The sequence below is a fragment of the Nocardia niwae NBRC 108934 = DSM 45340 genome (assembly GCF_001613465.1).
GTDB lineage: Bacteria > Actinomycetota > Actinomycetes > Mycobacteriales > Mycobacteriaceae > Nocardia > Nocardia niwae.
In genome coordinates this window covers 68499-80960 of the sequence record NZ_BDCK01000029.1, presented here as the reverse complement: position 1 = coordinate 80960, position 12462 = coordinate 68499, and the positions used below count along the sequence as shown (strand labels likewise).

Annotated in this window: 14 protein-coding genes; 8 read left to right on the top strand and 6 right to left on the bottom strand. The window is 69.8% G+C overall.

Going from position 1 to position 12462, the window contains the following annotated elements; all coding sequences use genetic code 11:
- Nucleotides 1–52: 52 nt before the first annotated feature.
- Nucleotides 53–697 carry a PadR family transcriptional regulator gene (locus NNI01S_RS20770; protein WP_063021785.1) on the top strand — a complete coding sequence of 215 codons (645 nt, stop codon included), beginning with the start codon at nt 53–55 and terminating at the stop codon, nt 695–697.
- A 180-nt stretch (nt 698–877) separates the two neighbouring features.
- Nucleotides 878–2080, top strand: coding sequence for an FAD-dependent oxidoreductase (locus tag NNI01S_RS20765; RefSeq protein WP_063021784.1), 1203 nt, complete (start codon nt 878–880; stop codon nt 2078–2080).
- 45 nt (nt 2081–2125) lie between these two features.
- On the opposite strand, the gene NNI01S_RS20760 is transcribed toward NNI01S_RS20765, so the two are convergent.
- Nucleotides 2126–2917 (bottom strand): helix-turn-helix domain-containing protein, encoded by a 792-nt coding sequence (locus tag NNI01S_RS20760; RefSeq protein ID WP_063021783.1) that lies wholly within the window; start codon nt 2915–2917, stop codon nt 2126–2128.
- 85 nt (nt 2918–3002) lie between these two features.
- On the opposite strand from NNI01S_RS20760, the gene NNI01S_RS20755 reads away from it, so the two are divergent.
- Both NNI01S_RS20755 and NNI01S_RS20750 read left to right on the top strand, forming a co-directional pair.
- Nucleotides 3003–3446, top strand: coding sequence for a hypothetical protein (locus NNI01S_RS20755; RefSeq protein ID WP_063021782.1), 444 nt, complete (start codon nt 3003–3005; stop codon nt 3444–3446).
- Nucleotides 3443–4462, top strand: a complete 1020-nt coding sequence (locus NNI01S_RS20750) for a zinc-dependent alcohol dehydrogenase family protein (RefSeq protein ID WP_063917593.1) — start codon at nt 3443–3445, stop codon at nt 4460–4462. The genes NNI01S_RS20755 and NNI01S_RS20750 overlap by 4 nt, the downstream gene beginning before the upstream one ends.
- Nucleotides 4463–4465: 3 nt before the next feature.
- Here the strand turns inward: NNI01S_RS20750 and NNI01S_RS20745 are convergent, their stop codons facing one another.
- Nucleotides 4466–5188, bottom strand: a complete 723-nt coding sequence (locus tag NNI01S_RS20745; RefSeq protein ID WP_063021781.1) for an HNH endonuclease family protein — start codon at nt 5186–5188, stop codon at nt 4466–4468.
- A 685-nt stretch (nt 5189–5873) separates the two neighbouring features.
- Here NNI01S_RS20745 and NNI01S_RS20740 point away from each other — a divergent pair.
- Both NNI01S_RS20740 and NNI01S_RS20735 read left to right on the top strand, forming a co-directional pair.
- The gene (locus tag NNI01S_RS20740) at nt 5874–6746 is read left to right on the top strand and encodes a haloalkane dehalogenase (protein WP_063021780.1); all 873 of its coding nucleotides are present in this window, start codon (nt 5874–5876) and stop codon (nt 6744–6746) included.
- 64 nt (nt 6747–6810) lie between these two features.
- Nucleotides 6811–7671, top strand: coding sequence for an RNA polymerase sigma factor (locus NNI01S_RS20735; RefSeq protein WP_063021779.1), 861 nt, complete (start codon nt 6811–6813; stop codon nt 7669–7671).
- Nucleotides 7672–7734: 63 nt separating this feature from the next.
- Here NNI01S_RS20735 and mmuM read toward each other — a convergent pair whose 3' ends face one another.
- Both mmuM and NNI01S_RS20725 read right to left on the bottom strand, forming a co-directional pair.
- The gene (gene mmuM, locus NNI01S_RS20730; protein WP_084489084.1) at nt 7735–8649 is read right to left on the bottom strand and encodes a homocysteine S-methyltransferase; all 915 of its coding nucleotides are present in this window, start codon (nt 8647–8649) and stop codon (nt 7735–7737) included.
- A gap of 48 nt (nt 8650–8697) precedes the next feature.
- Nucleotides 8698–9378: a phosphate signaling complex PhoU family protein gene (locus tag NNI01S_RS20725; protein WP_063021777.1), complete on the bottom strand. Its 681-nt coding sequence runs from the start codon at nt 9376–9378 to the stop codon at nt 8698–8700.
- A 494-nt stretch (nt 9379–9872) separates the two neighbouring features.
- On the opposite strand from NNI01S_RS20725, the gene NNI01S_RS20720 reads away from it, so the two are divergent.
- The gene (locus NNI01S_RS20720) at nt 9873–10268 is read left to right on the top strand and encodes a nitroreductase/quinone reductase family protein (RefSeq protein WP_063021827.1); all 396 of its coding nucleotides are present in this window, start codon (nt 9873–9875) and stop codon (nt 10266–10268) included.
- A 71-nt stretch (nt 10269–10339) separates the two neighbouring features.
- Nucleotides 10340–11428: a calcium:cation antiporter gene (locus NNI01S_RS20715; protein WP_218019228.1), complete on the top strand. Its 1089-nt coding sequence runs from the start codon at nt 10340–10342 to the stop codon at nt 11426–11428.
- Nucleotides 11429–11492: 64 nt separating this feature from the next.
- Here NNI01S_RS20715 and NNI01S_RS20710 read toward each other — a convergent pair whose 3' ends face one another.
- Together NNI01S_RS20710 and NNI01S_RS20705 are read right to left on the bottom strand one after the other, a co-directional pair.
- Nucleotides 11493–11873: a DUF5313 family protein gene (locus NNI01S_RS20710; RefSeq protein ID WP_063021775.1), complete on the bottom strand. Its 381-nt coding sequence runs from the start codon at nt 11871–11873 to the stop codon at nt 11493–11495.
- On the bottom strand, nt 11870–12361 hold the full coding sequence (locus tag NNI01S_RS20705) for a MarR family winged helix-turn-helix transcriptional regulator (RefSeq protein ID WP_063021774.1): 492 nt from the start codon (nt 12359–12361) through the stop codon (nt 11870–11872). The genes NNI01S_RS20710 and NNI01S_RS20705 overlap by 4 nt, the downstream gene beginning before the upstream one ends.
- Nucleotides 12362–12462: the final 101 nt, after the last annotated feature.

Below are 12462 nucleotides of genomic sequence, written 5' to 3'. Positions count from 1 at the left end.
CGGCACTGATACTCGTAGACGTATATTCGTAGACGAGTAAGGAGGTGCCGCGATGAAGAAGCGCAAGGTGGACAACCTGCTGGCGCTCGCGGTGCTGTCCGTGATCGTGGAACGCCCGATGCACCGGTACGAGATCGCCCAGACCCTGCGTGAGCGGGGCAAAGACCACGACATGGCGATCAAGTGGGGTTCGCTCTACACGGTCGTACAGAACATGGCCAAGGTCGGCTTCCTCGAGGTGGTCGGCAGTGAACGCGCGGGCGCGCGGCCGGAGCGGGTGATCTACCGGATCACCGACGCGGGCCGCGCCGAGATGGCCGATTGGACCAGGGAGCTGCTGTCGACTCCGGAACCGGAACATCACCGGTTCGTCGCGGGCCTGTCCATTCTCGCGGTGCTTCCGCCCGCCGAGGTGATCGAACTGCTCGGCGCCCGCATCGAAGCGCTGGAGCGGACCATCGGGACGGTGCGCCGCGAACTCGGCGAACTCGCGGGCGCGCTGCCGCGGCTGTTCATCATCGAGTCCGAGTTCGGGCTGGCGATGCTGGAAGCCGAAGCGGCATGGACGCACTCGCTGCGCGACGAGCTGACCGAGGGCACCTTCCCCGGGCTGGCGCAATGGCGTGCTTGGCACGAGCGCGGCGCGCTGCCGTCCGAGGCCGCCGACCTGGTGGAGAGGGGGATGGCCGAGAACTAGCCGATAACCGGTCCCGGCGAGGTGCGGCAACACCGCCGCCGGGCCCGATCGAACAGTCTCGCACCGCGCCCGCGAACGCGCACCCGGCTACAAGGCTGGCAACCACAGGATAACCGGGTGGGTGGCGTGTGCGTCGGTTCGGGAACCGAGACCCGTATCGCACGAATTCTGGAGACACCCATGTCCACAACACGAACCGCCCTGGTGATCGGTGGCGGCATCGCCGGCCCCGTCGTCGCGACGGCCCTGCGCAAAGCGGGCATCGAAGCCCGCGTCTACGAGGCCTATCCCGGGCCTTCCTACGGTATCGGCAGCGGACTCGCGCTGGCGCCCAACGGCATCGCCGCTCTCGACATCATCGGGGCAGGTGACCCGGTCCGCGCGATCGCGCTGCCGGTGACGAAGATGCGGATGGCCGTCGGGGACAAGGTGCTGAGCCTGCCCGGCCTCGCCGATGTGCCGCCGCTGCAACTGGTCGATCGCAGTGAACTGCACCAGGCGCTGCACCGGCACGCGATCGCCGCGGACGTTCCGTTCGAGTACGACAAGCGCCTGGTCGACGTGCACGAGGACGAGTCGGGCGTCACCGCTCGGTTCGCCGACGGCAGCACGGCCACCGCCGACGTGCTGATCGGCGCGGACGGCATCCGCTCGCGGGTGCGCACGCTGATCGACCCGGACGCGCCCGGCCCCGACTACACCGGCATGCTCGGCTTCGGCGCGACCACCGAGTGCGACGCGGAGATCCCGCCCGACACCATGACCTTCGCGTTCGGCAAGCGGGCGTACTACTTGTACTGGCCGCTCGGTGACGGGCGGGTGGCGTGGGGAGCGAACCTGCCGCACAAGGAGTATCTGTCGCTGACCGCGGCGCGGGCGGTGCCGAGCGCGCACTGGTTGCAGATCTTGCGCGAGACCTACCGCGACGACAGCCCAGGCGGCGAACTCGCTCGCCGCACCACCGAGGACCAGTTGGAGGTGGTCGGTGCGCTGCACATCATGCCGCCGATACCGCACTGGCATCGCGGACGGATGGTGCTGGTGGGCGACGCGGTGCACGCTCCGTCCAACAGTTCCGGCCAGGGTGCGTCGCTGGCGATCGAGAGCGCCGTGCAGCTGGCCCGCTGTCTTCGTGATCTGCCGGCCCCGGAGGCGTTCGCCGTGTACGAGCGCTTGCGGCGCGGGCGTGTGGAAGGCGTCGCGGCGCGCGCGGCGAAGATCAACCACAGCAAGACGCCGGGGCCGGTGGGACGCAAAGTCATGCAGCTGCTCATGCCGCTGATGGCCAAGACCGTGATGAAGCCGGAGAAGACCATGGGACCCGAGCAGCGCTACCGGATCGATTGGGATGCCCCGGCCGAACGCGAACGCGCGTCGGTGTGAGTCGGCGAGGTCCCGCAGGGCCGACCTGCGGGACCTCATCCTCGATCAGCGCCGTGCCGCGCGGTCGCGCAGAATTCGCGCGGTCTGCTCGTCGCCGGGCAGGAACGCCTCGAGCTGCAATTCGGCGAGCGTGACGTCCACCGCGGTGGCGAACGAGGTGAGCGTGGTGATCAAACGCAGCTCTCCTTCGGCGCAGCGCAGGCGCAGCGGCACCGCGAAACCCAGATGGTCCGGCCCCGGCTCGGCGGACGGCAGGTAGGTCTCCAGTTCCTCGATCAGCTCGTCCAGGACCGGATCGGGACTGCGGGCCATCCGGTTGCGCAGCGCCTCGGTGACGTGCCTTCCCCATTCCGGCAGGTTGATCACGCGGGCGGCCAAGCCGTCCGGGTGCAGCGCCAGCCGCAGCACGTTGACCGGCGGTTCCAGCAACCATGGCGCGGCGCCCTCGGCGAGCACGTCGAAGGCGGCGTTCGCGGCGAGCAGGATGCCGTAGGGCCGCACGACCAGCGCCGGGTAGGGCAGATGGCCGTCCAGGATGGCCCGCAACGCCGTCAGCACCGGAGCCAATTCCGTGGTGTCGAGCGCCGATTCGGGGAAGATCGGCGCGTAACCCGCGGCCAGCAGCAATCCGTTGCGCTCGCGCAGCGACAGGTCCAGTGACTCGGCCAGCCGCACCACCATGGTGCGTCCGGGGCGCGAGCGGCCCTGCTCCAGGAAGCTCAGATGACGCTGCGTGGTGTCGGCGCGGATCGCGAGGTCGAGCTGGCTGACCCGGCGCAGCGTGCGCCAGTGCTTGAGCTGCCGGGCGAACCCGGTGGAGTGGGCCGCCGTCGTCATAGCAGCAGTATCGGGCTCTGGCGGCGGGCTGGCCATACCTTGCGGGGAATCGCACAGGCGCAGGCCGACGGCAAGACTTCACCGCATGAGCAACGAACTCGATGAGCAGGAACTTTCGCGATTCGCCGAACGGTATGTCGCGCTGTGGAACGAATCCGACGCCGAAGCCAGGCGCAAGCGGATCCGGCGGCTGTGGGCCGACGACGGGGCGCAGGTGCTGGTGGATCCTCCGCAGGCGATGCGGGAGGCGCTGGCGCGGTTGTCCTTCCCGATCCCGACCGTGGAGATCCGCGGCTATGAAGCGCTGGACCGGCGCGTCGACCGCGCGTACGACGAGTTCGTCGCCCCCGGCGAGCACCTGTTCGTCTCCGGAGGACCGGCGGTGCGCCTTTCGGTGAACTTGATCGGCCTGACCTGGCACATGGTGACGAAGGCCGACGGGGCCGTGGTGGGCGGCGGATACAGCGTCATCGCGCTCGACGACGAGGGCCGGATCCGGTGGGATCACCAGTACATCGGCGTCGCATGAAGCAGGGCGTCGCCTACCACCTGGATCCCGCGCGCAGGGCGGACGGGCTGACCGCCGCGCCGCAGCGGATGCCCGAGCCCGGCCCACGGCAAGTGGTGATCCGGGTGCGGGCGGCGTCGCTGAATCGTCGCGATCTGATGCTGCTGGACGGGACGTACCCGTTGCCCGCCGTGCCCGGCGTCGTCCCGCTCAGTGACGGCGTCGGCGAGGTGATCGCCGTGGGTGACGCCGTGACGCGCGCCGCCGTGGGAGACCGGGTGACCGCCACCTACTTCGTCCGGTGGGTCGACGGCCCGCAGCGCCAGGCGCACGTCGTCGAGCAGTACGGGGCGACCTACCCCGGGATGCTCGCGACTTACGCGGTGCTGGAGGAGGATTCGGTGATGCACGTGCCCGGCCACCTCTCGGACGCCGAAGCCGCGACGTTGACCTGCGCCGGAGTGGTGGCATGGGCGGCGCTGAGCACGCCGCTGCCGGTGCGGCCGGGCGAGACCGTGTTGACCGTCGGCAGCGGATCGGTGGCGCTGTTCGGGGTGCAGTACGCGAAGATGTCCGGCGCCCAGGTCATCTCGATCACCTCGAACGCTCGCAAAGCCGAGCGGCTGCGCGCGCTCGGGGCCGACGAGGTGATCGATCGGAGCCGGACCCCGGACTGGGAACTCGCCGTGCTCGCCCGTACCGGCGGCGACGGTGTCGACCACGTCCTGGACGCGGTGGGCATGCCGACCCTGGCGAAATCCGTGCGGTCGGGCGCGTACAACGCGCGGATCACGATGATCGGCGCGATGCCCGCCGCCGACTCGCCCGCCGGCAACCCGTTCGGGGCGTCGTATCTGTCCATTCGCCGGATCGCGGTGGGCAGCCGAACGGATTTCGAGGCGATGAATCGAGCGATCGCCGCCCATCGGATGCGTCCGGTCCTCGACCGGGTGTTCCCGTTCGAGGAAGCCGAAGCGGCCTACCGGTATTTCCGCACCGGGGATCCTTTCGGGAAGGTGGTGATCGAAATTCCCTGACGCTCAGGGGCAGGCGCTGAGGATCCGCGCCATGGCGTCCTTCTCGGCCGGGGTGACCCAGAGCTGGTAGGCCGTCTTCACCTGGATCTGCCTGGTCAGGTAGGCGCAGTGATAGCCCTTGCTCGGCGGCAGCCATTCGGCCGCGTCGGAATCGCTCTTGGACTGGTTGGTCGGACCGTCCACGGCCTGCAGGTTGAGCGGGTCGTTGGCCAGATCGCGGCGGCGTTCGGCGGAAAGCCGCTGCGCGCCTTTCTGCCAGGCGTCCGAGAGCGCGACGACGTGATCGATCTGCACGTCGTCGGAGGACTTCGTGCCCCGCTTGAAGTTGATGGTCTTGCCGGTGTAGGGGTCGGCGAGTGTGCCGGTCGCGACGATGCACTTGCCGGACTTGAAGGTCACGTCGGTCATGTCGCGCTGGAGGATGTCGTTGCGGGTGTCGCAGCCGTTGCCGCCGCCGGGCACCGAGACGTTGTCCGACCAGGGCGGCCCGAATTCGTCTCGGCTGTAGCCGGTTTTGGGCGCGCGCTCCGCCACGCGCAGCGAGTTCAACAGGGCGAGGGCGTCGCGAGCGGGAATCGGAGCGGGCGCGTCGGCGCAGACCCGGCCGCCCGTGCCGCAGCCCGCCGCGGTCGACTCGCTGGGGCGTACGGTGGAACAGGAGATCAGTCCGACGGAAGTCGCGACCATGATGCCGAGCAGAGCCAGCCGCTGCGCTGTGGACTTCATCAACTTCCTAACGCCGAACCCACGTGAAACTGTAACCGGCGTCAAGGTATCCAGTGGCGGGGTTCGCACAACCGAATGGCGCGTATGACATTCGGCACAGCCGGCCGATAACCGGTCGTGCGCCGGGCGCGACCAGACCGAAGAGTGGGCCCGCCCCCGAATCGCCGTGCCGGCGCCGATTCGGGGGCGGTCGATCACGAGGAGACATCGGGGAGCCGCGCGGTTGTGCGGATTGGTTGTCCACTCCGAAGACCGCACTGGGACGACACCACGGGGCTGATGAGGGGGAGGTCCCGAGGTGTCGAGCCGCGCTTGCTCCGGACTCACTCGTGATGTTCGGGGGTGATCGGGCTCCGGCGGGCGCCGGAGCGCGGGGAAGTCACTATCCGGTTGGTGTCAGCACGCTTCCGCCCCGTCTCGATCACGCTTTCTTCTACGTATCAAGACAGTAGATAAATGTCGTGGGGATTGGCAAGTTCGTTCTGAGAGTGCGGAAAATTTCTCAGCCGATCTTCAGTTTCGACCATACATCTACGGCATGAGTACGGATTTCCCACCGCTGACGACCATGCCCCCGCTCGATCCCAGGGTTGTGACGATGCTCACTCTTGGTGCGGTCACAGGCGGGCGGATTCGTGTGTCCAACCGGGTGCAGGCGAAAAACCGGACCTGAAAGGACCACATCATGCCCACCGTCGACGTCCTCGATTCTTTCATCAACTACCGCGACACCGGCACCGGGGAGACCCCCGTGGTGTTCCTGCACGGCAACCCGACCTCATCGCATTTGTGGCGGAACGTGATTCCGCACGTCGCCGACCGGACCAGAGCGCTCGCGCCGGACCTGATCGGGATGGGGGAGTCGGGCAAGCCGGACATCGGCTACCGCCTCACCGATCACGCCACCTACCTGGACGCCTGGTTCGACGCGCTCGGACTGGACCAGGTGGTGCTGGTCGGGCACGACTGGGGCGGCGCACTTGGCCTGGACTGGGCCGCCCGGCATCCCGGCCGCGTGCGCGGGATCGCGCTGATCGAAACGTTCCTGCGGCCCCTGCGCTGGGACGAGTTGCCGCCGCTCGGCGCCGAGCTGTTCCGGAAGTTCCGCTCCGCGGAAGGGGAGCGGATGATCCTGGAGGAGAACACTTTCATCGAGTTCAACCTGCCGAAGGGCGTCGCCGACCTGGCGCCCGAGGATCACGACGTGTACCGGGCGCCGTATCCCACACCGGCCTCGCGCAAGCCGCTGCTGGCGTGGCCGCGCGAGTTCCCCCTGGACGGCGAGCCCGCCGACGTGGTCGCCCTGGTGCGCGGCTACGGCGAGTGGGCGGCCGCGACACCCGAGGTGCCCAAGCTGCTGATGGCGCTGGAGAACGGCGTCGGGCTCGGGTCGGCCGAGGTGATCGAATGGGCCGCGAACACCTTCGCGAGCGCCGAGGTCGCGCCGATCGGGCCTGCGGGCCACCACGCGCCCGAGGACCGGCCGGAGGAGATCGGACGGGCGGTGGCCCAGTGGCTCGACCGGCACGCGCTGGCCGGGGCCCCCGCTCGCTCGTGATCCCGGCCACGGTGTGACTCGCCAGTGCTTGCGCCGGCCGTGGCGCAGGCCGAATGATGGCCGGATGAGCACGGAGCAGGATGGGGTCTCGGCGCAGGAGCGGGCCATGGTCGCCCGCGCGGTCGCGGGCGACCGGGATGCCGTCGCCCAAGTCGTGCGCGTACTGCAGGACCCGCTGTATCGGCTCGCGCTGCGCATGGTCTGGCGGCCCGCGGAGGCCGAGGACGCGACCCAGGAGATCATGCTGCGCGTCCTCGACCATCTGCACACCTGGCGGGCCGAGGCGAGGCTGCTCACCTGGGCCTACCGCATCGGCGTCAATCACCTGCTGAATCTGCGGCGCCAGACCCCGCAGGAGGCGGCGCAGCTGAGCCTGGACGCCTTCCGGGAAGGGCTGGCCGACGGACTGGCGGAGGCGGACTTCCGCGGGCCCGAAGCCGTGCTGCTGACCTCCGAGGTGCGGCTCACCTGCAGTCAGGGCATGTTGCAATGCCTGGCCCGTGACGAACGGATCGCCTTCGTGCTCGGTGATGTGTTCGAGCTGAATTCCACCGAGGCCGCGTGGATCCTCGACATCACCCCCGCCGCCTACCGAAAGCGCCTGGAACGCGCCAGGAAGCGGCTCGGGAACTTCCTGAACGCGACCTGCGGCCTGGTCGATCCCTCGGCGTTCTGCCGCTGTTCGCGCCGGGTGGACAAGGCGCTCGCGCTGGGGCGGATCGACCGGAGTCGGCCGGGGTACGCCCGCCACCCGGTCAGCGCGGGCGGGCGCACCGCGGCCGAGGCCGAACGGCAGATGATCCGGTTGCACGACGCGGCCTCGGTGCTGCGCGCACATCCGGACTACGCGGCGCCTCGAGCGAAGATGGACGCGATCGCCGGGCTGCTCGGTTCGGGTCGTTTCCCCATGCTGGAGGAGACCTGACCCGCCCGGTGTGCTCGCGTGGCGTCGTCTACGGTGTTCACCGTCTCGATGACGAGCCGGCGTTCAGCCGGGCGCTCCGGGGCCGGATGCACCGGTGACCGGGTCGCCATGCGGCGGAGTTGCTCGGAGTTCCGCTGCGAGCCGGGCGATCTGCGCGGGGCCGACCCGGCAGCATCCGCCGATGATCCGCGCACCGCGTGCGAACCACTCCTGCGCCTGCCGTGGCGCGAACTGCGCGGGGCCGGTCCAGCGCCGGCGCTCCGCATCCCAGCCCTCGCCGCTGTTCGGGTAGGCGATCACGGGTTTGCCGATGCGGGAGGCCGATTCGACCGCGGCCGCGACATCGGCGGGCGCGCAGCAGTTCACGCCGATCGCGACGATCGAGTCGGAGCCGGCGGCCACCGCGAACGCGTCGGCGAGCGGTTGCCCCGCGCGGGTGTGGGCGCCGTCGATGGTGTAGCTGAGCCACGCGGGGATCCCGAGGTCGTGCACCAAGTCCACCAGCGCCTCTGCCTCATCGATGTCGGGCACGGTCTCCAGGGCCAGCAGGTCGGCGCCCGCCTCCGCGAGCACCTCCATGCGCGGCCGATGCCAGGCTCGCAGTTCGGCGACGGTGCGCCCGTAGCGGCCACGGTATTCCGACCCGTCGGCACGCGCGGCGCCGTAGGGGCCGACCGAGGCGGCGACCCACCTGCGCTGCCCGTCGGCGCAGCCGTCGCGCGCGGCACGGGCCAGCGCCACGCTCCTGCGCCACAGTCGTGCGGACTGCGCCCTGGTCAGGCCACGCGCGGCGAAACCCTCGAATGAAGCTTGATAGGTCGCGGTGGTGGCGATGTCGGCGCCCGCGCGGAAGTAGGCGGCGTGCACGGTCTGGATCGCGGCGGGTTCGTCCAGAAGCAGGCGTGCCGACCACAGCGCGCCGGACAGATCGTGGCCGCGCGCCTCCAGCTCGGTGGCCAATCCACCGTCCGAGATCAGCGCCCCCGCCGCGAGGTCGAACAGCACGATTCCACTGTAGGACGCGACCTACTCGTCGTCGGTGGGCTGGGCGGTCGGGGGAACCCCGGTGTCGAGGAACCGGATGAGCCGCTCGATCCGAGTCGTGTGGTCGACACAGCGCTCGAGATGGTGCCCCAGCAGGGCGATATCGATCGCCACGTCGGTGGACGGCCGGGTCGCTGAGTCGCGCAGCGCGGAATGCAGCTGCCGGTGCAGCGTCTCCATCGGACGCCCGGCGGGCGTCTCCTCCTCGGGCAGCGGTTGGTGACCCGCGACCGCCCGCCCCGCCAGTGCCGTGCGCTCGGCCGCCAGTTCACCCATCGCGGCCAGGATGTCCAGGAGGGGTCGCTCCGCCGCGTGCCCGGGATGACTCTGGTACACCTTGTCGGCGACCCGGCTGGCCAGCCAGCCGATGCGCGACAGTTCCCCGGCGATCTGGATCGCGGTCACCACGTGCCGCAGGTCGCGGGCCACCGGCGCCTGCAATGCCAGCAGCACCACGGTGCGCGCCTCGCACGCGCCGTACATCTTCTGCAGCTGCTCGTCGAGCGCGAAGACTTCGTAGGTCGCGGTGAGGTCGGCGCCGACGAGCGCGTCGGTGACACGTTCGACGGCGTCGTGGGCGAGCGTGCACATCAGCGTCAGATCATTCGTCAACGCGATGAGCTCGGCAGTGAACTGGGTGCGCACCGCCAAATTCTCACCCATCGATCGGGGCGTGGTCGATTCCTCGCCGGATGTTCATCGGCAACGGCATCGCCTCGCCCGGCCTGCAGGCAGCCGCCGCACAGGGGAATCGCGCTCGCCGCGTGCGGTGATCGAGTGGAAGACGCAGGTGCTGGCGCATTTTCGCACTCCGCAAGCACTGTCGGAGTCCGGCGACGGCGATCGGCAGCGCTCGGGCGAATCCTGCTGGGAGCCCGAGCGACGGAAAGATATTGGCGCACTGAAGATTTGTGGTGCACATCACAGAAAGGGTCTGGTCTGCAGGATTGCTCGTCCGATTGCTCGCCGCGTGCCCTCTGCGGTCCGGTGCGGCGAGCGGAAGTGTCGGTGCTGCGCGGTGCGCCGGGTGGCTGTTTGCGCCCCGGTGCCTGCCGACGTCTCGGGTGCGCCGCCCGCGCGCCCGCGCCCTGCTCAGCGTCCGAATCGTGGCCGCGGCGAAGCCTGCCGACGGCCGCGACCGGTGTTACCGTCGCCGCATGCCGAACTTGCGCGACATCCAGCATCGGGTGGTGACGGCGTTTCAGCGCCGGGTAGGCAATCCGATTCTCAGCACGCTGCCCGGACAGACTCTCCTGGAGACCACCGGCCGGGTCAGCGGACAGCCCCGGATCACCCCGATCGGCGGACGGCGGATCGGCCAGGAATTCTGGCTGGTCTCCGAGTTCGGTGAGCGTTCGCAATATGTCCGGAACATCAAGGCGGACAATCGGGTCCGGCTGCGGCTGCATGGGCGCTGGCATGCGGGCACCGCGCATCTGCTGCCCGAGGACGACGCGCGCGCCCGTTTGTCCGCGCTGCCGCGCGCGAACAGTGCGGCTGTCCGGCTCGTCGGCACCGACCTGCTCACTTTGCGTATCGATCTGGACGATTGACTCCCCGCCCGGCGCGGGGGACTTTGATCACCTGACCGGGATGCGAATAATTTGCTGGGACCATGGTGGGCATGCTCCGTGTGTTGATCGCCCGCTGGACCGTGCTCGTACCACTGCTCGCCGTGCTCGCCCTCGCGGCCACCTGGGGCCGAAGCCTGCCCGGTGTCGCGGTGACGATCGTGGTGCTGGCATTGGTCGGGGCGGTGCTCGCCGCGGTCCATCACGCGGAGGTGGTCGCGCGGCGCGTCGGCGAGCCGTTCGGCTCGCTGCTGCTCGCCGTCGCGGTGACGGTGATCGAGGTCGCGCTCATCCTCACGCTGATGACCCAGGGCGGCGACAAGACCGCGACCCTGGCCCGGGACACGGTCTTCGCCGCCGCGATGATCACCTGCAACGGCATCTTCGGTCTATGTCTGCTGGTAGGGGCCCTGCGCAGGCGCGTGGCGGTGTTCAACGCCGAAGGTACCGGCGCGGCGCTGGCCACCGTCACGACGCTGGCCACGCTCAGTCTCGTGCTGCCGACCTTCACCACGAGCAAGCCCGGGCCGGAGTTCTCGCCCGCGCAGCTGGCTTTCGCCGCGGTGGCCTCGCTCGCGCTGTACGGGTTGTTCGTGATGGTGCAGACGGTGCGTCACCCGGACGACTTCCTGCCGGTCGAGGCGGGCGGCGTCGTCGCCGACGAGGAGCACGCCGAGGCGCCGAGCGGGCGCGCCGCGCTGGCCGCCCTCGCCCTGCTGCTGGTCGCGCTGATCTGCGTGGTGGGGCTGGCGAAGGTGGTCTCGCCCGCCGTCGAGTCGGCGGTCCAATCTGCGGGTCTGCCGCAATCGGCGGTCGGTGTGGTGATCGCTCTGCTGGTGCTGCTGCCCGAGACGATCGCCGCCGTACGGGCCGCGCGGCGCGACCAAGTGCAGATCGGGCTCAATCTGGCGCTCGGTTCGGCCATGGCGAGCATCGGCTTGACCATTCCGGCGATCGCGGTGGCGAGCATCTGGCTGGACGGGCCTCTGGTGCTCGGTCTCGGGGCGACCCAGATGGTTCTGCTGGCCCTCACCGTCGTCGTGGGTGGCCTGACGATCGTTCCTGGACGGGCGACACTGCTGCAAGGCGGTGTCCACCTGGCCGTCTTCGCGGCCTTCGTCGGCCTCGCCGCCAGCCCTTGACAACGCGACCGCCTCGCCCCGGGAGGCAACGATCGAAGTCGGTCGGCGGAGTGCACCGCGCCGCTCAGTGCGGGTGCTGCGCGGCGTATCTGGCGCGTTCCCGCGCTCGGCGCTCGGCTCGGCGCGGATTCTCCAGATCCGCGGGCAACCCGTGCTTCGCGAGCCGGTGCGCCCGGTTCATCGGCATGTACGCGACCGTGTAGAACAGGGCCAGCAGCAGCGCCAGCAGGATCATCGCGCCGCGCAGCCACAGCTCGCCGGGGAACAGCAGGAACGCCGTGAACAGCGGGGTGAACGGCACCATGCCGCGCAGGACGTGCCGGGTGGCGGCGAACCTGCCGGTCAGGTCGTCGCGCACCCACTCGCGCATGGAATCGGGCAGGCGACGTCCGAAGGCGTATCCGATCCATTGGAGGGGGCCGGGCCGCCGTCGCTCTCGGGTCATGCTCGGGCTCCTCGGCTGGAGGCCGGGGCGTCGGACTCGGCGAGTGCCGACCGGCGGGCCGCCTCGTTCACGCGGGTGAGGACGTCACGCAACTGCTCGAGGTCGGCGAGGGTCACGCCCAGACGTTGCACGACGGCGGGCGGAATCCGCTCGGCCTGCGCGCGCAGCGCGGCCCCGGCCTCGGTCAGCTTCACCACGAGGTTGCGCTCGTCCCGGCTGTCGCGCCCGCGGCTGATCAGCCCGGCGGCTTCCAGGCGTTTGAGCAGCGGGGACAGCGTGGGGGAGTCGAGCTGGATCGCCTCGGCGATCGCCTTGACCGACATCGGCGCCTCGCCCCACAGCGCGAGCATCACCAGATACTGCGGGTGGGTGAGCCCGAGCGGCTCGAGCAGCGGACGGTAGACGGCCAGCACCGCACGATTGGCCACGGCCAGCGCGAAGCACACCTGCCGGTCCAAGCGCAGCGGATCGTCGGTCTCGGTCTCCATCGGGCCTCCTTGTCCTCGACACCAAGTTAGCGCACGAATAGTTAGTGCGTTAAGTAATGTGTGTGACATCTCGCCGCGGGTCCCCGTCCCGGGAGCCGCTG

What these genes read in the sequence shown, in the direction of transcription:
- NNI01S_RS20770 (WP_063021785.1), top strand. Translation starts at nt 53, where the DNA reads ATGAAGAAGCGCAAGGTGGACAACCTGCTGGCGCTCGCGGTGCTGTCC.
- NNI01S_RS20765 (WP_063021784.1), top strand. Translation starts at nt 878, where the DNA reads ATGTCCACAACACGAACCGCCCTGGTGATCGGTGGCGGCATCGCCGGC.
- NNI01S_RS20760 (WP_063021783.1), bottom strand. Translation starts at nt 2,917, where the DNA reads ATGACGACGGCGGCCCACTCCACCGGGTTCGCCCGGCAGCTCAAGCAC.
- NNI01S_RS20755 (WP_063021782.1), top strand. Translation starts at nt 3,003, where the DNA reads ATGAGCAACGAACTCGATGAGCAGGAACTTTCGCGATTCGCCGAACGG.
- NNI01S_RS20750 (WP_063917593.1), top strand. Translation starts at nt 3,443, where the DNA reads ATGAAGCAGGGCGTCGCCTACCACCTGGATCCCGCGCGCAGGGCGGAC.
- NNI01S_RS20745 (WP_063021781.1), bottom strand. Translation starts at nt 5,188, where the DNA reads ATGAAGTCCACAGCGCAGCGGCTGGCTCTGCTCGGCATCATGGTCGCG.
- NNI01S_RS20740 (WP_063021780.1), top strand. Translation starts at nt 5,874, where the DNA reads ATGCCCACCGTCGACGTCCTCGATTCTTTCATCAACTACCGCGACACC.
- NNI01S_RS20735 (WP_063021779.1), top strand. Translation starts at nt 6,811, where the DNA reads ATGAGCACGGAGCAGGATGGGGTCTCGGCGCAGGAGCGGGCCATGGTC.
- NNI01S_RS20725 (WP_063021777.1), bottom strand. Translation starts at nt 9,378, where the DNA reads ATGGGTGAGAATTTGGCGGTGCGCACCCAGTTCACTGCCGAGCTCATC.
- NNI01S_RS20720 (WP_063021827.1), top strand. Translation starts at nt 9,873, where the DNA reads ATGCCGAACTTGCGCGACATCCAGCATCGGGTGGTGACGGCGTTTCAG.
- NNI01S_RS20715 (WP_218019228.1), top strand. Translation starts at nt 10,340, where the DNA reads ATGCTCCGTGTGTTGATCGCCCGCTGGACCGTGCTCGTACCACTGCTC.
- NNI01S_RS20710 (WP_063021775.1), bottom strand. Translation starts at nt 11,873, where the DNA reads ATGACCCGAGAGCGACGGCGGCCCGGCCCCCTCCAATGGATCGGATAC.
- NNI01S_RS20705 (WP_063021774.1), bottom strand. Translation starts at nt 12,361, where the DNA reads ATGGAGACCGAGACCGACGATCCGCTGCGCTTGGACCGGCAGGTGTGC.